General features: G+C 40.2%; 23 protein-coding genes and 1 pseudogene. 7 read left to right on the top strand and 17 right to left on the bottom strand.

Going from position 1 to position 19,955, the window contains the following annotated elements:
* Positions 1-215, top strand: a pseudogene (locus Hs30E_RS07325) (ISNCY family transposase); the annotation flags it as partial.
* A 193-nt stretch (positions 216-408) separates the two neighbouring features.
* Here the strand turns inward: Hs30E_RS07325 and Hs30E_RS07320 are convergent.
* The 9 genes from Hs30E_RS07320 to Hs30E_RS07280 all read right to left on the bottom strand — a co-directional run bounded on the left by Hs30E_RS07320 (position 409) and on the right by Hs30E_RS07280 (position 7,465).
* Positions 409-1,140 (bottom strand): sortase domain-containing protein, encoded by a 732-nt coding sequence (locus Hs30E_RS07320; RefSeq protein WP_172209242.1) that lies wholly within the window; start codon positions 1,138-1,140, stop codon positions 409-411.
* Between the two features lie 191 nt (positions 1,141-1,331).
* A complete protein-coding gene (locus tag Hs30E_RS07315) occupies positions 1,332-2,027 on the bottom strand; it encodes a phosphoglycerate mutase (RefSeq protein WP_172209240.1) in 696 nt (231 codons plus the stop codon).
* A 73-nt stretch (positions 2,028-2,100) separates the two neighbouring features.
* Positions 2,101-3,006 carry a LysR family transcriptional regulator gene (locus Hs30E_RS07310; RefSeq protein ID WP_172209238.1) on the bottom strand — a complete coding sequence of 302 codons (906 nt, stop codon included), beginning with the start codon at positions 3,004-3,006 and terminating at the stop codon, positions 2,101-2,103.
* An 88-nt stretch (positions 3,007-3,094) separates the two neighbouring features.
* Positions 3,095-3,463, bottom strand: coding sequence for an MmcQ/YjbR family DNA-binding protein (locus Hs30E_RS07305; RefSeq protein WP_228462017.1), 369 nt, complete (start codon positions 3,461-3,463; stop codon positions 3,095-3,097).
* Positions 3,460-3,741: a helix-turn-helix transcriptional regulator gene (locus Hs30E_RS07300; protein ID WP_172209236.1), complete on the bottom strand. Its 282-nt coding sequence runs from the start codon at positions 3,739-3,741 to the stop codon at positions 3,460-3,462. Before Hs30E_RS07300 ends, Hs30E_RS07305 begins: the two co-directional genes overlap by 4 nt.
* Positions 3,742-3,916: 175 nt before the next feature.
* On the bottom strand, positions 3,917-4,600 hold the full coding sequence (locus tag Hs30E_RS07295; protein WP_172209234.1) for a methionine ABC transporter permease: 684 nt from the start codon (positions 4,598-4,600) through the stop codon (positions 3,917-3,919).
* Positions 4,597-5,622, bottom strand: a complete 1,026-nt coding sequence (locus Hs30E_RS07290) for a methionine ABC transporter ATP-binding protein (protein ID WP_172209231.1) — start codon at positions 5,620-5,622, stop codon at positions 4,597-4,599. Before Hs30E_RS07290 ends, Hs30E_RS07295 begins: the two co-directional genes overlap by 4 nt.
* Positions 5,623-5,686: 64 nt before the next feature.
* Positions 5,687-6,526, bottom strand: a complete 840-nt coding sequence (locus tag Hs30E_RS07285; RefSeq protein ID WP_172209229.1) for a MetQ/NlpA family ABC transporter substrate-binding protein — start codon at positions 6,524-6,526, stop codon at positions 5,687-5,689.
* Between the two features lie 108 nt (positions 6,527-6,634).
* Entirely contained in the window at positions 6,635-7,465 is an 831-nt protein-coding gene (locus Hs30E_RS07280) for a lactate/malate family dehydrogenase (RefSeq protein ID WP_172209227.1), read from the bottom strand.
* A 145-nt stretch (positions 7,466-7,610) separates the two neighbouring features.
* Here Hs30E_RS07280 and Hs30E_RS07275 point away from each other — a divergent pair, with 145 nt between their 5' ends.
* The 4 genes from Hs30E_RS07275 to Hs30E_RS07260 all read left to right on the top strand — a co-directional run bounded on the left by Hs30E_RS07275 (position 7,611) and on the right by Hs30E_RS07260 (position 10,110).
* Positions 7,611-8,450 (top strand): DUF368 domain-containing protein, encoded by an 840-nt coding sequence (locus Hs30E_RS07275; RefSeq protein ID WP_172209225.1) that lies wholly within the window; start codon positions 7,611-7,613, stop codon positions 8,448-8,450.
* Entirely contained in the window at positions 8,447-8,914 is a 468-nt protein-coding gene (locus Hs30E_RS07270; RefSeq protein ID WP_172209223.1) for an aminoacyl-tRNA deacylase, read from the top strand. The genes Hs30E_RS07275 and Hs30E_RS07270 overlap by 4 nt, the downstream gene beginning before the upstream one ends.
* Before the next feature lie 227 nt (positions 8,915-9,141).
* Positions 9,142-9,723 carry a biotin transporter BioY gene (locus tag Hs30E_RS07265; protein ID WP_172209221.1) on the top strand — a complete coding sequence of 194 codons (582 nt, stop codon included), beginning with the start codon at positions 9,142-9,144 and terminating at the stop codon, positions 9,721-9,723.
* A gap of 36 nt (positions 9,724-9,759) precedes the next feature.
* Positions 9,760-10,110: a DUF3397 domain-containing protein gene (locus Hs30E_RS07260; RefSeq protein ID WP_172209219.1), complete on the top strand. Its 351-nt coding sequence runs from the start codon at positions 9,760-9,762 to the stop codon at positions 10,108-10,110.
* Positions 10,111-10,137: 27 nt separating this feature from the next.
* On the opposite strand, the gene Hs30E_RS07255 is transcribed toward Hs30E_RS07260, so the two are convergent.
* Positions 10,138-10,350 carry a YdbC family protein gene (locus tag Hs30E_RS07255; protein ID WP_172209217.1) on the bottom strand — a complete coding sequence of 71 codons (213 nt, stop codon included), beginning with the start codon at positions 10,348-10,350 and terminating at the stop codon, positions 10,138-10,140.
* A 70-nt stretch (positions 10,351-10,420) separates the two neighbouring features.
* On the opposite strand from Hs30E_RS07255, the gene Hs30E_RS07250 reads away from it, so the two are divergent.
* Positions 10,421-10,759, top strand: coding sequence for a hypothetical protein (locus Hs30E_RS07250; protein WP_172209215.1), 339 nt, complete (start codon positions 10,421-10,423; stop codon positions 10,757-10,759).
* Between the two features lie 4 nt (positions 10,760-10,763).
* Here the strand turns inward: Hs30E_RS07250 and Hs30E_RS07245 are convergent, their stop codons facing one another.
* The 3 genes from Hs30E_RS07245 to Hs30E_RS07235 all read right to left on the bottom strand — a co-directional run bounded on the left by Hs30E_RS07245 (position 10,764) and on the right by Hs30E_RS07235 (position 14,250).
* Positions 10,764-11,879, bottom strand: a complete 1,116-nt coding sequence (locus tag Hs30E_RS07245; RefSeq protein ID WP_172209213.1) for a nicotinamide-nucleotide adenylyltransferase — start codon at positions 11,877-11,879, stop codon at positions 10,764-10,766.
* A gap of 68 nt (positions 11,880-11,947) precedes the next feature.
* Positions 11,948-13,234: a peptidase U32 family protein gene (locus tag Hs30E_RS07240; RefSeq protein ID WP_172209211.1), complete on the bottom strand. Its 1,287-nt coding sequence runs from the start codon at positions 13,232-13,234 to the stop codon at positions 11,948-11,950.
* Positions 13,235-13,323: 89 nt separating this feature from the next.
* A complete protein-coding gene (locus tag Hs30E_RS07235; RefSeq protein WP_308780837.1) occupies positions 13,324-14,250 on the bottom strand; it encodes a peptidase U32 family protein in 927 nt (308 codons plus the stop codon).
* Between the two features lie 209 nt (positions 14,251-14,459).
* Between Hs30E_RS07235 and Hs30E_RS07230 the strand changes: the two genes are divergently transcribed.
* Positions 14,460-14,753, top strand: a complete 294-nt coding sequence (locus Hs30E_RS07230; protein WP_172209207.1) for a DUF3270 family protein — start codon at positions 14,460-14,462, stop codon at positions 14,751-14,753.
* A 64-nt stretch (positions 14,754-14,817) separates the two neighbouring features.
* Here Hs30E_RS07230 and tpiA read toward each other — a convergent pair whose 3' ends face one another.
* The 4 genes from tpiA to Hs30E_RS07210 all read right to left on the bottom strand — a co-directional run bounded on the left by tpiA (position 14,818) and on the right by Hs30E_RS07210 (position 19,702).
* Complete coding sequence (tpiA, locus tag Hs30E_RS07225) at positions 14,818-15,576, bottom strand: triose-phosphate isomerase (RefSeq protein ID WP_172209205.1); 759 nt, start codon at positions 15,574-15,576, stop codon at positions 14,818-14,820.
* A 169-nt stretch (positions 15,577-15,745) separates the two neighbouring features.
* On the bottom strand, positions 15,746-16,897 hold the full coding sequence (locus tag Hs30E_RS07220) for a mannitol-1-phosphate 5-dehydrogenase (protein WP_172209203.1): 1,152 nt from the start codon (positions 16,895-16,897) through the stop codon (positions 15,746-15,748).
* Positions 16,898-17,117: 220 nt separating this feature from the next.
* Positions 17,118-17,558 carry a PTS mannitol transporter subunit IIA gene (locus tag Hs30E_RS07215; protein WP_172209202.1) on the bottom strand — a complete coding sequence of 147 codons (441 nt, stop codon included), beginning with the start codon at positions 17,556-17,558 and terminating at the stop codon, positions 17,118-17,120.
* A gap of 200 nt (positions 17,559-17,758) precedes the next feature.
* Positions 17,759-19,702, bottom strand: a complete 1,944-nt coding sequence (locus tag Hs30E_RS07210; protein WP_172209200.1) for a BglG family transcription antiterminator — start codon at positions 19,700-19,702, stop codon at positions 17,759-17,761.
* Positions 19,703-19,955: the final 253 nt, after the last annotated feature.

Genomic DNA, 19,955 nt, shown 5'->3' with positions numbered 1-19,955 from the left:
TTTATATCAATATCGAGGACAAAATTTATAGCTCAAGAAAGTTACTAACACATGAAATTTACTCAAAAGAATTTGATCAACCCAAAGAAGGCAAAAAAGAAAAACGCAAGTATATTCCCCAACAGTCCCACCCGTGGAAACTTGCATCTTTCGAAAAATATCTCAGAAGAATCGGTAAGACGCTTCTGGAATATCAAGCTGAAAATTCAGCCTAAATCATAACTAAATAATATCAAAAATGGAATCTAAAAGCAAATTTTGCTTTAGCAAAACGTAACTCATGTTTAGACTTTTTTGGGGACATTTTCAATTTCGCTTGACAGTAGAATATTTTTAGCAATTTTAGTATAAATTTTTTAAACCATAAAATTTAGAATCACATGGCAGCTAAACCAAAAACAGGCTATCCTAAGATTTCTCTTTTCCAACAAAATCAGCTTGAATGACCAAGCGATTGTTACCAACAACATCTGAACAAGTATATAAAGTAACTTGTGGTTTTCCAATATCAGACATGGCATTATAAGTTTCGAGAAAATTACCCTCCCCATCATCAATAAGCAGTTCAGAAATTTTAAAAGTATAAGTCATCTTATCCGCATACTGTTCAACTTTAATCTCATCACCAATTTTTAACTTTAAATACGCTAAATCAATCGGCTGTGTCAAATCAAAATCACCATTTTCATACAGCAAAAGCGGACTAAAATAGTCAGTCGCTGAGTCATAATTACTGTGCGCCGACAAAACATAATTATTTTCTCCCAAAACTTGCGTTGTTTTGTTGGTACAAGCATAAATCGCCTTATCAAAACCAGTCCCATCCTCAATGCCACGACCTTTAACAATCGGCAAAGACAAACCAACTTTTTCAACCAAAATTTTGCCAATGTGATCCAAATTTTCATCATGATCAATCAGCTCTTCACTCATGGGAATCTGCTCTACTAATTGGGAAGAAGTTGAAGATTCAGAAGGCGTTGAGCTTTCTGATGAAACAATCCGACTGACACTCACAACAGCTTTTCTAACAGGCTCTTGCATATTTTTAGGCTGTCCAACAATCATAAAAATAATCGTTGATAACATCACAAACAGTCCAGTAATCAAAATAATTGTACTGATTTTTTTACTTTTCAAAGGAGGCTCATTTTTTCTACTAGACTTTGTTTTTTCTGTCAATTTTCTATCTCACTTTTATATCGCTTATCTACTTTATTTTATTAAAGCAACATTATTATAACATAAATAGTGATAGATAAAAAGATTTTTCTGACTTTTTTGACAAAAAAACTGCCAACTCTGACAGTTTTCATTCATCTTACAGTTTCTTATTTATCTTCCAAATAATATTGCGCTGTTTTGTTCAGATTTTCGTCAAATTCAAACACCAATGGTGGGAAATTTGGAATTTCAAATTTCAAGATTTCATCCGCTGACATTTTATTGATGTGCTTCACAAGTGCGCGGATTGAGTTGCCATGCGCACCGACAAAAACGTTTTTACCGTCTTTAAGCGCTGGTGCAATTTGATCTTCCCAAAAAGGCAAGGCACGCTCAAGGGTCAATTCAAGATTTTCCGCATCTGGCACGATTGAATCTTCAAGATGTGCGTAACGACGATCGCCATGAGCAGAATATTTAGCATCATGATCCATCGCATCAGGGCTGATATTGTAAGAACGACGCCAAATCAAAACTTGCTCGTCACCATATTGCACCGCCGCATCAGCCTTGTTAAGACCCGTCAAAGCACCATAATGACGTTCGTTCAAGCGCCAAGATTTTTCAACTGGTACCCAAAGTTGATCAGAATATTCAAGCACATAGTTAGTCGTTTTGATTGCGCGCTTGAGTACTGATGTATAGGCAATATCAAACTCAATACCAGCAGCTTTAATCAATTCGCCAGCTTTTTTTGCCTCAGCAACACCTTGTTCAGCCAAGTCAACGTCAGCCCAACCAGTGAAAAGGTTTTTTTCGTTCCATTCAGACAAGCCATGGCGTGCGAATACTAATTTTACCATTGTTTTTAGTTCTCCTCTAAAAATTATTTACCACTTCATTTTACTATAAATTCGTGAAATTTGCCACTATCTTTTAAAACTTATTTTGCTCGAAGTAATTTTCAAGACTGCGCTTATAAGATTTCGCAATTTCAGATAAGGCTTGTCCTTTTTTCTTGATAAATATCAGTGAATTGATATTGCCGTCTTCGAGTGGCACAACGGTAATATTATGCACACTTTCCTTATCAATAAAACCAGAGCCAGTCGCATAGGCATCCGTTCTCTCGAGAATACCATTTAAGGAGGCACGGTCTGTCACATTATATATCCGTGTATTTTCAAATGTTTCCACCAAATCTTCTGAATAATAGAGAAATTGTTCATTTTCTTGTGTGAAACGCGTTCGGCTCAAATGGCGTAAGTCCTCGTTGGTCACAAACTCTTTAGTCGCCAAAGGATGATCTTGGCGCAAATAAATATGCGTTTTGAAAGTCAAAAGTTCATCAAAATCAAGGTCAAGTTTATCCAACATCCGTGTAATACCAAGGCGGTTATGGTTGTTGAGATAAGCAATACCAACATCCGACACACCATCAGAAACTTCAGTCAAAATATTATAAGTCGTTGATTCAAAAAGTCTGATATTTTTAATATCGGGATTTTTCTCAGAAAATTCCACAGCAACAGGCGCAAGAAAATCATAATGCTGACTAGCAACTGAAAAACTACGTTGCGTGGTCGCAGGCGACATATATTTAGCCTCAAACGTGTCAAAATTGCGCAGAACGCTTTGGGCTTGCTCATAAAAACGCTCGCCCGCAATCGTCAAATTGACCCCTGTATTAAGACGATCAAAAATCTTAAACCCGAGTTCAGTTTCCAAATCTTTGACCGCAATTGACATTGACGGCTGACTGACATAGAGCTGTTCACTCGCCTCCCGAAATGTGCCAGTATTTGCGATTGCGACAATATATCTTAGTTGCTTAATGTTCATTTTAGCTTACTCCAGTAAAAAGTGTCTGGCATCTCCAATCCTATTTCAGCAAACTTTTCGAGCTGAAAAAATGAGAAAATCTGATTTTTTAGACTTGATTGTCCGATATTTCTTTCTGTCTTTTCTTAGTCAAGCTAGCCAAAATTAGCTGATAAGATTCTTTTATCATGGCTTTTATCACGTCATCTGGGACACAACCACTCAAATCAATTGAGTTCCAGTGCGTTTTATTCATATAATAGCCCGACACAATATCCGAATATTGTTCACGCAAAAGTTCGCCATTTTCAGGTTTGAGCTTAATAGTCAAAAGTTTTGTCCCGCGATTATCTTCGCCAATCATACCAAACATCTTACCATCAAGTAAAAGCTGAGTTACCGCCCAATCGGCTTTAAAATAAAGTGTTGCTGCAGGAAATTTTTCCACATACTCGCAAATATCGGAAGTTGCCCTCAAACGCTAGGACCTTTCTCCTTAGCCGTTTTCCACAATTCACAACTATATTTTTCACACCAAAGCACATAGTTTTCCTCGTCCGTTTTCGTTTTTTTGATGAAAATGTCATCAACCTCAACATTTAGAGCTTTGGCAATTTTAAATGCCAAATCAAGCGACGGATCATATTTGTTATTTTCCACTGCATTGATTGACTGACGAGTCGAATGGGTCAAGCGTGCCAAATCTTCCTGAGAAAATTTCATCGCCTTGCGTAATTTTTTGATATTATTTTCCATTGTCTGCCTACTTTTTATCTTTGTTCATATCATATAATTAACCAAAAAAGAATAACACTTCTAGCTAAATTCGCCATTTCGCTTCTAGCTCAAAAGTTACGTTATCCTCTTTCAGTTAATCAAGTCTATCTCCATTGTAATACAAAATTGAGATTTTCACAAGAAATTTGAAAAATTATAATTTTCGACCTTTGGAAGCTACCTTGACACCAAGATTGCCTAGAATTTGTGTGACAAAAACAATGACAAGGACAAAAATGAGCGATAAAAAAGTCACATCGCCACGGCCGCGTTGGTAACCTTGTTGCAAAGCCATAGCGCCTAGGCCTCCGCCCCCAACAGTTCCAGCCATTGCTGTTAAGCCAATCAGATTGATTATCGTAAAGCTAGAGGCACGAATAATCGACACCAGCCCTTCTTTGAGGTAAACGCGGTAGATAATGCCGAGATTGCCGACACCCATGGCGCGCGCCGCCTCGATGACACCAGAATCAACCTCAAGGAGTGCGTTTTGAATCTGACGCGCAAAAAAGGGAATCGTCCCCAAAACCAAAGGTACGGTCACAGCAGCTGTTCCAACAGAAGTTCCAACAATAGCGCGAGTTACTGGCATGATAACTGCAAGCAAGATAATAAAAGGAATCGAACGCCCGATATTCACGATTTTGTCCAAAATGCTATAAATAATACGGTTGGGCGTCAAACCTTCAACGTCTGTAATCAGCAAAATCACACCCAAAATCATACCCAAAACACCAGCAATAACACCTGTAACAAAAGTCATTTGTAAGGTTTCAAGGGTCGCTTGCCAAAAATCTGGCCATAAGTCAATCGCATTTGGGAAAAATTTGTCTATCATGCTGACACCTCCGTCTGTGCTGTGCGTTTAACTTCAGCGATACGTACATCTTGCGATGTCAGATAAGCCATGATTTCTGACAAAGTAAAATCGCCCTCAAACGTCACAAGTAAAGTGCCAATCGGTACATCTTGTAAAAACTCAATATTACCATAAAGAATGTTTGCGGTCACACCAAAACGTTTGTAAAGTTCGATGATAACTGATGCTTGCGCATTTGAAAATTTGAGTTCATAAACAGTTTGAACAGTATGAGCCAGTAATTTCTTTTCAGCTTGCTCAACATGGGTCGCCGTTCTGATAAAATCTTTGGTCAATGGCGCTTTTGGTTGATCAAAAATGCGAATCACATTGCCATGTTCAATGACACGACCATTTTCCATAACCGCAACTTTATTACAGATTTCCTTGACAACTTGCATTTCATGCGTGATGATAACGATTGTAATACCAAGCTTTTCGTTGACTTCTTTGAGCAATTCCAAAATTGACAAGGTTGTTTTCGGGTCAAGCGCACTTGTTGCCTCATCACAAAGCAAGATTTTCGGGTCATTGGCAAGCGCTCGCGCAATAGCAACACGTTGCTTTTGCCCGCCTGAAAGCTGACTAGGATAATTATCTTTTTTCTCCAAAATACCAACTAATTTGAGAAGATTATCAACTTTCACTTCAATTTCTTGCTTACTCAAACCTGAACCTTTCAACGGAAAAGCTACATTATCAGCAATCGTCCGTGAAGCCATGAGATTGAAATGTTGAAAGATCATGCCAATTTTCTTGCGTTCCATGCGCAAATCACGATTTGACAACTTGACCAACTCCTTGCCGTCAACAATAACAGAGCCAGTCGTCGGATGTTGCAAAAGGTTAATCACGCGCACAAGGGTTGATTTCCCCGCACCCGAATAGCCAACAATTCCATATATATCGCCTTTTCCAACATGTAACGACACATTATCCACCGCCACCACTTGGCGATTCTTTAGCGTAAATTTGACACTAATTTCATTTAAATTTATCATATTTCCATTTTACCATTTTCTCATATATGAAAAAAGACCTGAAGTCAAGTCTTTTTTGCAAAAATTATTTTGCATCATCCCATGCAGGATAGTCATTTGTCGCCTCAATCATTTTAGCAATCTCAGGCGTTTGATAAGCCTTGAGAATTTTTTTGAAATCAGCTTTATTCTTGTCTTCTTTGCGAACAGCAATAACATTTTTATAAAGATCGCTCACTTTGTCAAGATGGTCAGTATCAATGTAAATCGCTGATTCTTTCGGCGTTGTGTGCATCTGATCAGTCACATAATTCGTGTTGATAAAGGCTGCCGTCACATCTGGCAAAACACTGACAAGTTGGTCAGCTTGAATTTCTTCGATTTTAATATCAACATTTTTCTTGTCAATATCCTTAACCGTTGGCGAATCTGGCGCATCTTTTTTGAGCGTAATGATGTCAAGTGCTGCAAGCGCTTGAAGCGCACGTCCACCATTTGTCACATCATTTGGAATCGCAACAGTATCACCGTTTTTCAGCTCTTTTGGCTCTTTAATCTTATCAGAATAAAGACCAAAAGGCGAAATCAAGGTAAAACCAATATAAGTCAAATCTTTGTTATTCTCTTTGTTATAATTTTCGAGATAAGCCACATGTTGGAAACTATTCAAATCAAGAGAACCGTCTGCAAGCGCAGGATTTTCCTCGGTATAACCGCTAAATAATTTCACTTTGATTTTGATATTGTCAGCTTTCAACGACTCGCCAACTTTTTCCCAAACTTCTTTTTGTTGGTCACTCGCCACACCAACAACGTAAGTTTTTGTCCCGTCTTTAGCATCCTCTTTTTTCGCGCCACAAGCCGTAAGCGCAACAATCGCAAAGATAGCCACAAGCGCCGTCAAAATTTTTGATAATTTTTTCATAAATAAATCCTCCATAATTCTCTAATAAATGGTACTTTCCAAGTATAACACCAAAATCACAAACTTGGTCTTACCAAAAAACTATGACAGACTTCAAAATTTTTTATATCAAATAGCTTGATAATTTTTCTTAATCGTGATAATACTAGTGCGCAAACGTTTTCCCTCATCATCTGAAAGCAACGGAAGCACACGACGCTCAACACCATTTTCTAGTGAAAGCTCTGTTGGTAAAGCATAATAGCACGCGACGATCTCATCATAAGCCGACACAGGCAAAAGCTCGCGAGAATCGCTCTGTAAAACACGAATAATCTGCGCCACACTCGACGAAATACCAAACGCCGTATGTTTCTTAACCGAGTAAATCTCCCAACCTATTCCTGCTGCAACTTGCGCAATCTCATCAGACACACCAAGCGCCACCTGACTTTCGCCATGCTCGCCAATAACCATAACATTCTCACGCTCAGCCTGATTTTTCAAGCGATTTGTATCAATCAACGTCCCACTGCCAATAATCTTTTTCTTGTCAAACCCTGTCAAATTCGCAAGGTACAAGGCAATCACATCACAAGGATTGGTAACTGAGATAATCACTCCTGAAAAACCTGATTTGACAAGTTTTGGTGCAACATTTTCGACAATTTTCGAGGTCACATGTAGCTCTGCCAGTCGATCTGTTGCATTTTCTAAAACGGTAATATCGCCCGCACAAAAAATGACGATTGCGGCATCCTCAAGTGCTGCATAATCATTTTTCGTCAAAATCACTTGATTTGGCAAGTTTTGCAAGGTATCTGACAGCTCCAAAAATTCTGCTTGCACTTTTTCCGTATCAGCGTCAATCAAAACTAATTCGTCTGCCATTCCTTGTAGACACAACGTGTAAGCTAAAGTTGAGCCAACATGCCCCATACCAATAATACCGATTTTCATCATCTTCTCCTTTTTTTTACTACTTTTATGATAACCTAATTTAGCAATAAATTCAATTGATTTCATTTATCAAAAATGCTTTATTTTATATTTTTTTGATATAATGGGTTAGACACAACAAATTAAAAAAGGTGGTTTTTAACATATGTCATGGTTTATCAGACTTATCAAGGGCGTTGTCATTGCGCTTGGTTTCATTTTGCCCGGCGTTTCGGGTGGCGTTCTCGCTGCAATTCTCGGCATTTACGAGCGAATGCTGGCGTTTTTGGCACACATTCGCAAAGATTTCAAGGAAAATTTCCTCTATTTCTTGCCTGTCGGGATTGGCGGAATTTTAGGGATTGGTCTCTTGTCTCGACCGTTGGAATTTTTGCTTGAACACTATCAAGTGATTGTCCTTTGGGGCTTTGCGGGCGCAATTATCGGGACTTTGCCTGCACTTTGGGCAGAATCTGAGGCGCAGACAAAACGTGATAAGCTAGATATTGTTTGGCTTTGCGGGACTTTTGTCGTGAGTTTGATTATTTTGTATACCATGCCTTATATTTTCGGGACTTTACCTGCGAATTTTGCAACTTTCATCTTGGCAGGTGCTTTGATTGCCTTGGGTGTGCTTGTGCCTGGACTCTCGCCGTCAAATCTGCTCTTGATTCTTGGGCTTTACTCGCCAATGTTGGCTGGGTTCAAAAATTTTGATCTTGTTAATGTTTTCCTCCCAATTGCCATTGGTGGCGTGCTTGCCATGCTCCTTTTTGCCAAAGGCATGGCGTACTTACTTGAAAATCATCATTCCCGCGTTTTTCATTTCATTTTGGGCATTGTTTGCGCCTCTACGATTCTCATTCTCGTGCCAAATGGCGAGGCTGCTGAAAGTATCAGTTATGCGGGAACGAGCGTTCTAACCCTTGTGCTTGCAGTCATTTTCACAGGTCTTGGGCTGTTGCTTGGGCTATGGATGAGCAGACTTGAGGAGAAATACAAGTGAAAAAAGGCAAGTTAAAGAAAACGCTGGTCGATCAGATTTTGGATAAGGCAGGCATTGCGCACGACGCTTTAGCGCTGAATGCTTTAAAAGACGCGCTGCCTAATGGTGTTGACCAATCAGATATTTATAAAACCCTTGCTTTAACTGGTAATTCTGGTCCTGTGATTGGTATTGTCCCCTTGACACACCATTTGTCAGAAAAAAAGCTCGCCAAGGTTTCTGGCAATAAAAAAGTGACCATGATACCACTCAAAGATTTGCAGAAAACGACTGGCTACGTCCATGGTGCCAATAATCCTGTCGGCATTCGACAAAAACATGATTTTCCGATTTTTATTGACAAAATTGCGCTAAACAAGGACTTTATGATTGTCTCCGCAGGGGAAATTGGCCGCAGTATTCAGATTAAACCGCAAATTTTAGCTGATTTTGTTGGCGCAACATTTGCCGATATTTCAGAGTAAACGACTTTCGGGTCGTTTTTCTTCTTGCAAAATTACCCAAAGTATTGTAAACTTAATTTACGATATTAGTTTACAATTATCTCAAAAACCATGAAATTTCCGTGGCGGTGCGCCAAATAACCACAAACGCAAACTTTCAAATTTTACCGTAAACAAGCCTAAGTCATGCGGACAAATCGGCTATCTTCCAGAAACTTAGCTTGAAATTCAAACAAAGGAAAACAACCATGACCAACAACAAAATTCAACGCCTTGCCATTATTGCGATTTCTGCCGCTTTTCTTGCTGTCGCTAGTCAGTTTACAATTCCGCTACCACTTGTCCCATTGACCTTGCAAACCCTTGCCGTTGGCATTATTGCGACGATTCTAAAACCCTTAGATAGCGTTTTAGCCGTTTTACTTTATCTGATTTTGGGTGCGGTTGGCTTGCCTGTTTTTGCAGGCGGTGCAGCTGGTTTTGGTGTTTTATTTGGTCCGACTGGTGGCTTTTTGGTTGGTTTTCTCATACAAGCCGCTCTGATTGCTCACTTAACTCGATTTGACACGCTGATTAAATCTGGACAAAAACGCTTGTTTTGGCTGATTTTTATCAATATCATCGGCACATTTTGCTGCCTAATGATTGGTACGGTGCAACTCGTATTTGTCGGCAAGCTCTTACTTCACGCAGCATTCAAGATTGGTTTTCTGCCTTTCATTATCCCAGGCATCGTCAAGGCGATACTCGCTGCAATGGTCGGCTACGCTTGTAGACGGGCGCTGAAAACAATGCCGTATTTTGCAACGACCAAGAAAACAACATCTTAATTTGTATTTTTGTGCCAAACAAGCTAAAATAGAGATATGCTAACTAACATTTTAATTGCGCTCTATCCTCTCATCATTTTCATCGGTGTCGCTTTCATCTTCAACTTTTTCCATATCAGAAAACATCTCCCGATTAACGTCCCCGACATCGTGACTTTTTTCTTGATTTTCGGTCTCCATAAATTTTCACGACTGGTTACCCATATCAGCATTTTACCGTATTTTTTGCTCTTAATTTCGGCAATGGCACTGATTTTGCTCTTACTTGACTTACTTTATTATCGTGAATTTTATGCTCAAAAATTCATCAAACTTTTCTGGCGGACAACTTTTTTCATCACGCTCATCCTTTATCTCGCCATGACTGTCGTGATTTTTACAGCCTAAAAATGCCGTCAAAAACTGACGACATTTTTATTTTTGGAGTTCATCTACTAACTTTTGAAATTCATCATTGGTTAATGTAATGCCTTTGCCCATTTTACTGTAATCAGGCGACCATTGACGAATATCAAACTTAGCAGGTGAATCATTCCAAGACACACGTGTTAATTCTTTTTTCCAACCCTTGTCATTTTCTGACAAGACAATTAAATGTTCTTCGATTTTAAATTTAAATTCGCTCATTTTTTTACCTCTCTATCTATATTATACGAAATTTAAGGCAAATTAGCTCAAAATATGATATAATTTTTGTATGAAAAAATTATTTCAAAAAATCATGCACTTCCTTTCTGGAGATGTTAGCAAAAATAAGCAAGATTCTGATGAAATCAATCTCGAAATGTTAGCAAATTTGGAACTGGCACATTCTTTCAATCACGCTATTTTTCTTCATTTTAAAGAAAAAAATGGCGAAACGTCTAGTTTTACTGGCATCATTTCCAGTATTACTGAACGACAAGTCGTTGTCAAAGACCTCAAATCTAATCAAATTCGTATCATCTTGCTAAGCAAGATTAAAAAAGTAACTTTTGTGCCTGAAACGGTCAAAAATGCCTTACTTGAAAATGAGAGTGATCAAAAAAACGCTTAGAATGTCAATATTCTAAGCGTTTTATTTCAATTCCTGTATAGGCTTTAACGGCATCAATCGCATGATGATAACGACTAAGATAACCCCCACTATCACGTTTATCGCCTGTATCATCAAGCAAAACAACCTTATCCATAAGCCCAAACTCGGCAAGTTGGCGCATAAGTTCCTCATGAAAAACTTGACGTAACTCATGAAAATCGTTATCATCAGACTTTGTGACGGGCGCTACAACCAAGATTAAATCCATCTGCTCATCACAAATCGTTTGTTGAAAAAGCGGTTCAAGCGTCGCTTGTTCCCTCTCACTCAGATAAAGTTTGGCGTAAACCCGTGTCACAAGGACATCCGTGTCCAGAAAAACGAGTCCTTGATTAGCGGGCGAATTGATTTCACACGAATTTGCATCATACTGACCTCTAATCAAATGCACATAATCTGCCACTCCCAACTCTTCAACATCAATATTTGACTTTTTTTCATAAAATTGTGCATATTCTTCAGAAAATGGCGCATTGATTGCGCGAGCAAGTCTACGAACCAAAGTTGATTTCCCTGTTTCTGCCGACCCCATAACCGTCACAACCTTTGAAAAATGGCGCCGAAAAACGCGATTGATGTCTTGCCAATAAACTAGGGGCTGCTCCCGAATCATCGTTGCTGAGAGTTGAATATCTTGCCTGTCTGCAATTTCAACGGCGTATGTGTTACCGTCATTTTTTGGAAAACGCTGGCGCAACTCCGTCACATAGGCCACCTCGCCGACGTAAAAAGTAATCTCGAGATTTTCCGCAACAGTCGTCGCACGAATCAGCTCAAACAAGCGATTTGACCACTCATCCCAGCCGTTTGGCATTTCGGGAATATCATTTTCATCAAGTTTTGCGACCTGTATCTCTGGTTCATCATTAAATGCCTCGCGCAGATAACGAAAACGCTTATTCAAATGCAGCCCGATTTGCGACCCACGATCATTATCATAACCCGAAACAATCAGCAAAACACCGTCATTGAGCGCTGCTGTTTTGTAAATTTGCTGCTGATGACCCGTGTGCAGGGGCGCAAAAGTACCGAAGTAAACGCCGATTTTTTTGCCTTGTAATCGTTTGCGATTTATCATATTTATCTCATTCTCTTTCGATTTCTAAATCTATTATGACAAAAAGATTAATTGCTTTTTCAATCATTTCAAGCCCTCACAGTCTTTCCAACACCATCTTTCTCATACAGATTAATCAAACCTGACCCATTTTTGCGAATCATATCCCCCACCACAACTTTTTCAGGCACAGTCATGGTCAGCAATTCCATGGGATTTGGTGCACGGTCAATGCGTTCGCCGTCCTCATTGCGTAGATTTTCGACTGTTGCGGTAACATGTCGGAAATTCGGACCGTAAAATTCAATTTCATCGCCTGTTGTGATGACGTTGCGCTGCCGAACAGTTGCTGTCATAGTATTTTCGTCAAATGACACCACCTCGCCGACAAATTTGTACTGCGGAATCTTACGCCGTGCGCCGAAAAGCTGTTCATTTTCACTCGGCTTACCATAGTAAAAACCAGTCGCAAGCTCACGCTGGGCAACTTTCCAAAGCTCGTCAACCAAGGCCGGCTTTATCTGCTCAAATGTTTCTCTACTTTCCAAGTAAGCATCAACCGCCTTTTTATAAACATTTGAGACGGTCGACACATAGTGAATCGACTTCATACGCCCCTCGATTTTAAAAGAATCAACGCCATTTTCAATCAACTCAGGCACATGCGCAATCATGCTCATATCCACAGCACTCATCGAAAATGCCTCGGGAATCTCGCCCACAACGCTATGGCGCTCAGCGCCAAAAGGCATATCGTAGAGGTCATATTTCCAGCGACAAGACTGGGAACAACCGCCACGATTGGCATCGCGCTTACTCATATAGTTTGAAAGCACGCAGCGACCACTATAAGAAATGCACATCGCACCATGGACGAAAGCCTCGATTTCGACATCGGTGTTTTTTCTTATCTCAGCCAATTCAGCCATTGAGACCTCACGCGCCAGCACCACCCGTTCAAGACCGAGCTTTTGCCAAAACGCCAAAGTCTCGTAGTTAGTCGCACTCGCCTGTGTTGACAGATGAATAGGCAACCCTTTAGCCTCACTAGCTGCAATCGCAATAAGCGCTGGATCGCTAACGATAACAGCTGAAATACCAATATCTCGTAAGGTGCGAAACCATTGACCCGCACCAATTTCATTACCCTCGTGTGTCACCATGTTAGCTGCAACATAGACTTTTGCGCCGTGTGATTTAGCAAAAGCCACACCCTCACGCATCTCATCAAAGCTGAAATTTCCCGCCCGAGAGCGCAAACCGTAGGCATCCCCGCCGATATAAACGGCATCTGCGCCATATGAAATGGCAACTTTTAACTTCTCTAAAGTCCCCGCAGGCGCAAGCACCTCAGGACGTTTTAATTTTTTAGACATCATACTCCAATTTTCAAGATTGTAAGTTATTTTGAAAAGAAATGCGTCGCACTTCAAAACTTTTTAACTAGGTCATTAAATAACACTTTTCAATTGATTTCATCAGGTTCAAGGTCATAAAAGCCATACCCCAAGGTTCGCTCAGTTGGATGTAGCCGACGAATTTCCTCGTCAAAAATATGGGCGTGATGAATGGTAAACTCGCCATTTTCCAGCAATTTTTTAGCTTGAACGAAAAGGGTTGCGATTTTGACAAAATTTTCCCCAGACGTGTAAATACCGTCAAGTTTCCAGTGCGTGTAGCCCAAATCAGTCAAATCAGCCAGTTCAGTCATCATATTCACATCATCACTGGCAAAAATATGCGTGCCATGACTGTCCTCGTAAATCGAATAATGCGTCTTGTCATCTTTTGGCTCACTCAAAAAAAGATTGCGCTCACGAGATTTTTTCTCATCTGTTTTGATAAAATTGTAATAATTTTCTAACAAAGGGCGCAAAGATTGGTGGATAATTGTTGCCCCGTAAACTAAAATCTCACCGAAAATAACAAGATTATCTGCCATTTTCGTCAATTCTGCCTTGGGTAATTCACGTGACAAAACAGCGCCAATTGCGCCTTGTTGTCCCCAGAAGTTGATTTGACGGCTACTGGTTACCATTGTCGAGGCATCATAGATATAGGGGAGTTTATAATGATCACGTTCAAGTACGAAAATCACACCCGCATCGCCAACTGTGATGTGATTGACTTTGATTGCTTGTAAAAAATCGAGATATTTTGTGATTGTCGCCATTTTTTCAGGGTGCATCAGCGCATTGACCGCAACCGTCACCGTCGCACCTGTTGCGTGCGCAAGTTCGGTCATCTCACGAATCTCGTCCCAAGTAAAGTCATGCGGCAAGCGCAGACCATACTCACCCTCGCCGATATAAAGCGTGTCCACACCTGCATTAAGCAAGTCACGCGCTTGTTCGACACTTTCCGCCGTGGCAGTTAGTTTGATAGTATTAATCTTCATAGTTACTATTATAGCAAGAATTTTGCCATGACTCACTAATTTTTAACCGAAATTTTCAACAAATCATGTATTTGACTATCTAATAAATATTAAGTATTATCTCTATTTTGTCATTTAAATGTCATATTTTAACTGAAATGTAAAATTCAAGCACCCAAATCGGTGGTATCATTAGTATGTACTGAAAAAGGAGACTAGACTAAATGGAAGCGCCTAAATATGACGAAGATTTAACCTACTGGCAAGCTCCAACACGTGAGTTTCTTGCGGAGGAAAAAGCGGTTGACGATAAAATGATTGCTGAAAGATTCACAGAAATCGCTTTTTTCTCAAAAATTGCCGTATTTTCAATCTTCTTGGTTTTGGCGTGCGACGTGTTCGCATCAGTCATGCCTGATTTTCTTGCAGTACCTTTTGCGATTGTCTTTTCCTATATCTTGTTGCTAGTGTCACACAAGACAATCAAAACCTTCCTAAGTATTATAATTGAAAAATAAGCCCAAGGGCTTGTTTTTTTATATCAAAAATCTCCTATTCACATGAACAGAAGATTTTTTTAGTTTATTTTACAAAATCAAGCAAGGCAAGGAAACTGTCAACTTCGAGCGCTGCGCCACCAACAAGAGCGCCATCAACATTTTCTTTCGCCATGTATTCTGCGATATTTTCTGGTTTAACCGAACCACCGTATTGGATACGTACTGCTTCAGAAACAGCTTTACCATAGAGTTTTTCAACAGTTGTGCGAACGACACCACACGTTTCATCGGCAGTATTGGCATCTGCTGATTTACCAGTCCCGATTGCCCAGATTGGTTCGTAGGCAATAACCAAGTTAGAAACTTGCTCAGGCGTGAGTTCTTTCAAGGCTGCTGTGATTTGACCTTCTACCCATTCAGCTGTTTTGCCCGCTTCATAAGTTTCAAGTGTTTCGCCACAACAGATGATTGGTGTGACACCGTTTGCAATAATAGCTTTAGCTTTTTTATTGATGTCCTCATCTGTTTCGTGGAAATATTCACGACGTTCAGAATGACCAATAACGATGTATTCAATGCCTAGGTCAGCAACTGCTGCTGGTGATGTTTCGCCTGTGAAAGCACCCGCATTTTCAAAGTAAGCATTTTCAGCTGAAAGTTGCAAATCAGTCCCTTGACGCAAAGTGTTCATTGGCGCAAGAAGCAAGGCTGGCGCTGCGATAACGGTGTCCACAAGGTCGCGTGACGGAATGTTGTTTTTAACTGCTTCAACGAAAGCCTCGCTTTCAGAAACCGTTTTGTTCATTTTCCAGTTACCTGCAATAATGGGTTTACGTGACATGATATACCTCTTGTTTTTAAATTTGAGCATTTTGCTCATATAAGTATATTATATCACAATATCAAAAAAAGTTCGGGATTTTCCAAATTTTTTCTCACGGTCGTTTCATGACTCTAATCTGAACTATTTTTTGGGGAGTCAAAAAACGACTGCAAATTTTTCTTGATATTTATGACAATGTGTCAATAGCCTTTTTAATCGCCGTAACAAGTTTACTATCTGTTACGCCAGTCACGGATTCGATAACCGTTGTCACATTTTCAGTCGCCAAACGATTTTGGAGTTCGACTGCTTGCGGGTCTGTTGCATCTGTGTATTTGAAAATTTTCGCTGTTGTGGCAAGATGTGTGTCATAGGACAAATTGCGGTCGTTGAGTTCGCGGATTGGGCGGATAAAACGTTCGTCATAGCCGAGTTTACGGATTGGTGTGCGGGCAACTCGGCTAATCTCGTCTGACAGGTGTGGATTGGCGAATCGGTCGCGAATTTTCTCATGATAAGTGACGAGTTCATCGGCGTCAAACAAGTCCCATTTGGCGAGTAAAAGGGCACGCGTCTCTTTTTGGGTGTTGATGAGCGCTGTCATCACGCGCCCATCAGCCAAAGCCGTGTCAATCGTCGCAAAACCGTAGTAAAAGCCGGTGTAGGCGACAGTGGCATGACCCGTGTTGACCGAGAAAAGTTTGCGCTCGATGAAAGGCTCGAGGTCGCGCGCATAATGCACGCCATCAAGATGAATCGCAGCGTTTTTGAGCTGACTTTCATCCACGACCCACTCGCTAAATGGCTCAACCACAACGAAAAGCGGACCTTTGTGCATTTGTCCAGGCACGATACGGTCAACTGCAGCATTGGGAAAGCCGATATAGCGGTCAACATAAGCCAGATTTTCGTCAGTCAGACAAGGAGCAACCTTGGTTTTGAGAAATTCTGACCCGCCAATCATGTTCTCACAGGCAATGAAATCAAGCGGTTTAGTGATGTCAGCCACTTGACGCGCTTGTATCCCTTTGGCAATGAGTTCAGCGATAAAGGGCAAGATATTTGGTCCAATCGCTGTCGTAACAATATCTGCAGTTTTAATTGCCTCAATAACTGCCGTAGGATTTTTAGCATTGTTAATGCCTGACACATGGTCAATCGAAATGCGTGTCGCAACATCTTCTGCCAATTCAATTTCGTAGGCACCACGCGCATTCAGAGCCTCAATCACTGTTTCATTGACATCAACAAAGATAATCTCAAAGCCATTCTTATGAAGAATTTCCCCGATAAATCCTCGTCCGATATTACCTGCGCCAAAATGTACTGCTTTTTTCATGTCTGTTTCCTTTCAAATTTGAATCTGTTTTCTTGTGATTGTCTTCACTTTTATTAGGCAAATAAAATAGCACTTCTGCTATCTTATTTCTATGTTGAACTTCAAGCTAACTTACTAGGAAAAAAGATAAATTGCAGAACCTTCGCCAGCGCAGAAGCCTCAATTTCCTATTTTTCTACGTAAGTTTGCGCTACGCGCACCGCTTTCAGTATCATAATCTTTAAACTTCTACTGAGTTCAGCAAGTCTGCGATTTCATCTGCTGTTGTCGCATCAGCAAGCTTGACGACATTGTCAACATCCGCACAGAAAATCGAAATTTTCTGAATCAAATCAAGATGCTCACTCCCCACACCCGCAATGCCAAAAAGAACTGTTGCAATTTTTGGCGCCTCTTCATCGCCAAAATTCACGCCACGAGGCACTTGCACAATGGTAATCCCTGTTTTGAGTACTTCTTTTTTAGCAGCATCCGTCCCATGCGGAATGGCGATAAAATTCCCCATGTAAACGGACAATTCGCTGTTCCGCTCTAGCATAGCTGGCACGTAATCGGGCGTCACATAACCCCCAGAAACCAACTGTTCGCCACAAAATGTGATTGCCTCCTCTTTCGTTTTAAATGATTGTCCAAGTTGAATCAAATTTTTTTGAATTTCCATTTTTCACCTCTTATTTATTCTTATATTTTCATTGTAATCGCTTTCTAAATAGCTGTAAATAAAAGCCTTGACACACATTTTTGTGCCAAGGCTTATGTTATATTGGTTCACTTTAAACGGCTAGTTTGTCCCAACTTCTTTTCGTTAATCACTCTGATTTGTCACAAACTAGCTCGAATGATTTTTAAAGCGAACCCGTATTATTTATCATATTTTGTAAAACTTTCGCTGATAATTTTACTGAGTAATTCGTAAACAATTTGAAAATTACCAGAACTATAAATGGTTGTATAGAGCGTGTTTTCAATAATCGAGCTGGAAATTTTGCCCAAAATATAGTTCGACACCTCATCAACCGTTTTCGGTGCTGTCAAAAATAAAATTCGATTTGACTGCATCTCCTTTTTATCCATTCCCTTGACCGTGATAGCATTTGCCAAATCAAAAATTTTAAATTCGGGTTGCAAAACCCGCTCTGAAATGCCGTGAATCAAGGCTAGATTCGTCTTTGGAATACCAAAAGAAGTGCTTTTGAAACGTTCCAATAAATCCCAGTCAATCAGATTTTCATGCCGAACAAGCTCATAAATCATCTCATCAAAATTTGCCGAATTAGCAAGCTCATGAATGCTGAAATTTTGCAAAATGACTTGACTTTTGACAAAGAAATCTTGAAAATCAAGCTGATTTTCAGTCATATTTTCAATCTGATGTCGAGGTTTATGGTAATTTCTAATCAGCCGAATTTGATGCGTCATTTCATTAAGATTGGACAAGGCGAGATTTGCCGTAATTTTGATAAAATCGCCAACAATTTTCTCCGTTGTGAAAATAATATCATAATTTTCAAGCAACTCATCATTTAATTGACTGACTTGAATGATTTTAATACTGGTGATAAATGGAAACTGCGTTTGCAGATTGCGCGTCAAAATCCCCATTGAAACACGACCACGACTGGTAATCAAAAGCGCATTCATCGGGAAAACGCGACTTGAACGCTCCAAAGTTGCCACAAAATGTAGGGCAATAAGCGCAATTTCTTGCTTAAAAAATTTGATGTCAAAAATTTGCCTTAGCGCTTGGCTAACAATTTCAAAAAGTGTGGTATGTTCCGTTTCAATCTGCAAAATGAAGTCATTTGTCTCATCGGAAAAAAGCTGCGGCAAGGTAAAACTACTACGCAAATGCGTACTCAAAAGCGCAAAAATTTTCTCATCTCGCCCAAAATTCAAACCACTTTTCTCAGAAACAGTTTCAATCAGCTCGCGAACCTTATAAGAAAAACTCGTGTCAAATTTTTCTTTGAACAGAAAATTCCCTCCCTTATCAAAATGTAATACATCAACCATATTGGAAAGATACATGATTTCGGGCAAATTCACGCGACTACCGCCCAAATTTTGAACAATTTTAGTCACAAAATCCAAGGCATTTTTCGATGGTCGAAAGTTATAATGGCTTTCAATCAGCTGATTTTGTGCCATTCGCTCCAAAGCAACCATGAAAAATAAACGCAAAACGCCTTGTGTGCGGTCTGAGATGTGCATCAAATCCGACTTTTCAAAAGCCGTTTTGACGCTGGTCATATTGTCACGATTGAACAGCTGAAGAATTTTATTGTCGTTATAAATCATCTCATCATCAAGCGCAAAAATTTCGCTGGTTGAGAGATTGGCAGAAAGCGACGAAACCAGTAGCGTCCGCTTGCTATACTCACTAGCAATCACTTCCAAACCTCCCTCACGCGCAAGACTATTGCCTGTAAATTCAAGGTTTTCCTCAATAATTCTCAAATCATTCGTAGCCGTTGGCTGACTAATACCAAACCGTGCCATGAAATCAGTCAGTTTAACTTGCTCAAAAATCAGCAAAACTAGCGTCATAAAATGGCGCTCAGTTTGCCCAAATTCTTCAAGGACATGAGCGCCCATTAAATTCGACAAATCGCCCTTGATACTATAAAAATTATCAATTTTGATCAGACTTGCACCATAATTTGGCAAAAAATCTTGTAAATTTTGCAAATCTCGATAAAGTGTGCGCCGACTCACGCCGACAACATCAAGAAGATCAGCAATGCTGACCTTTTCAGACTTGATGATTTCGTTAATAATTTGCTGTTCGCGTTTCGTGACTAGCATGGCTACTCCTTTAGCGATTGAGCGACGGAGTCGCGAAGAGGTTAGGGAAGTAGCTATCTACAACGTGGCTTGGCGATTGAGCGCTTAGCCGTTGGAGTGGCTACTCCTTTAGCGATTGAGCGACGAAGTCGCGAAGAGGTTAGGGAAGTAGCTATCTACAACGTGGCTTGGCGATTGAGCGCTTAGCCGTTGGAGTGGCTACTCCTTTAGCGATTGAGCGACGAAGTCGCGAAGAGGTTAGGGAAGTAGCTAT

Source organism: Pseudolactococcus hodotermopsidis, assembly GCF_011170085.1.
In the GTDB taxonomy this organism is placed as follows: domain Bacteria; phylum Bacillota; class Bacilli; order Lactobacillales; family Streptococcaceae; genus Pseudolactococcus; species Pseudolactococcus hodotermopsidis.
The sequence above is the reverse complement of the archived record's forward strand: the minus strand, read 5'-3'. Positions and strand labels throughout refer to the sequence as shown.

Excerpts from the sequence above, each read along its gene's own strand:
- Hs30E_RS07315 (WP_172209240.1), bottom strand. The coding sequence starts at position 2,027 with ATGGTAAAATTAGTATTCGCACGCCATGGCTTGTCTGAATGGAACGAA.
- Hs30E_RS07310 (WP_172209238.1), bottom strand. The coding sequence starts at position 3,006 with ATGAACATTAAGCAACTAAGATATATTGTCGCAATCGCAAATACTGGC.
- Hs30E_RS07300 (WP_172209236.1), bottom strand. The coding sequence starts at position 3,741 with ATGGAAAATAATATCAAAAAATTACGCAAGGCGATGAAATTTTCTCAG.
- Hs30E_RS07295 (WP_172209234.1), bottom strand. The coding sequence starts at position 4,600 with ATGATAGACAAATTTTTCCCAAATGCGATTGACTTATGGCCAGATTTT.
- Hs30E_RS07290 (WP_172209231.1), bottom strand. The coding sequence starts at position 5,622 with ATGATAAATTTAAATGAAATTAGTGTCAAATTTACGCTAAAGAATCGC.
- Hs30E_RS07285 (WP_172209229.1), bottom strand. The coding sequence starts at position 6,526 with ATGAAAAAATTATCAAAAATTTTGACGGCGCTTGTGGCTATCTTTGCG.
- Hs30E_RS07280 (WP_172209227.1), bottom strand. The coding sequence starts at position 7,465 with ATGAAAATCGGTATTATTGGTATGGGGCATGTTGGCTCAACTTTAGCT.
- Hs30E_RS07275 (WP_172209225.1), top strand. The coding sequence starts at position 7,611 with ATGTCATGGTTTATCAGACTTATCAAGGGCGTTGTCATTGCGCTTGGT.
- Hs30E_RS07265 (WP_172209221.1), top strand. The coding sequence starts at position 9,142 with ATGACCAACAACAAAATTCAACGCCTTGCCATTATTGCGATTTCTGCC.
- Hs30E_RS07260 (WP_172209219.1), top strand. The coding sequence starts at position 9,760 with ATGCTAACTAACATTTTAATTGCGCTCTATCCTCTCATCATTTTCATC.
- Hs30E_RS07255 (WP_172209217.1), bottom strand. The coding sequence starts at position 10,350 with ATGAGCGAATTTAAATTTAAAATCGAAGAACATTTAATTGTCTTGTCA.
- Hs30E_RS07250 (WP_172209215.1), top strand. The coding sequence starts at position 10,421 with ATGAAAAAATTATTTCAAAAAATCATGCACTTCCTTTCTGGAGATGTT.
- Hs30E_RS07245 (WP_172209213.1), bottom strand. The coding sequence starts at position 11,879 with ATGATAAATCGCAAACGATTACAAGGCAAAAAAATCGGCGTTTACTTC.
- Hs30E_RS07240 (WP_172209211.1), bottom strand. The coding sequence starts at position 13,234 with ATGTCTAAAAAATTAAAACGTCCTGAGGTGCTTGCGCCTGCGGGGACT.
- Hs30E_RS07230 (WP_172209207.1), top strand. The coding sequence starts at position 14,460 with ATGGAAGCGCCTAAATATGACGAAGATTTAACCTACTGGCAAGCTCCA.
- tpiA (WP_172209205.1), bottom strand. The coding sequence starts at position 15,576 with ATGTCACGTAAACCCATTATTGCAGGTAACTGGAAAATGAACAAAACG.
- Hs30E_RS07220 (WP_172209203.1), bottom strand. The coding sequence starts at position 16,897 with ATGAAAAAAGCAGTACATTTTGGCGCAGGTAATATCGGACGAGGATTT.
- Hs30E_RS07215 (WP_172209202.1), bottom strand. The coding sequence starts at position 17,558 with ATGGAAATTCAAAAAAATTTGATTCAACTTGGACAATCATTTAAAACG.
- Hs30E_RS07210 (WP_172209200.1), bottom strand. The coding sequence starts at position 19,702 with ATGCTAGTCACGAAACGCGAACAGCAAATTATTAACGAAATCATCAAG.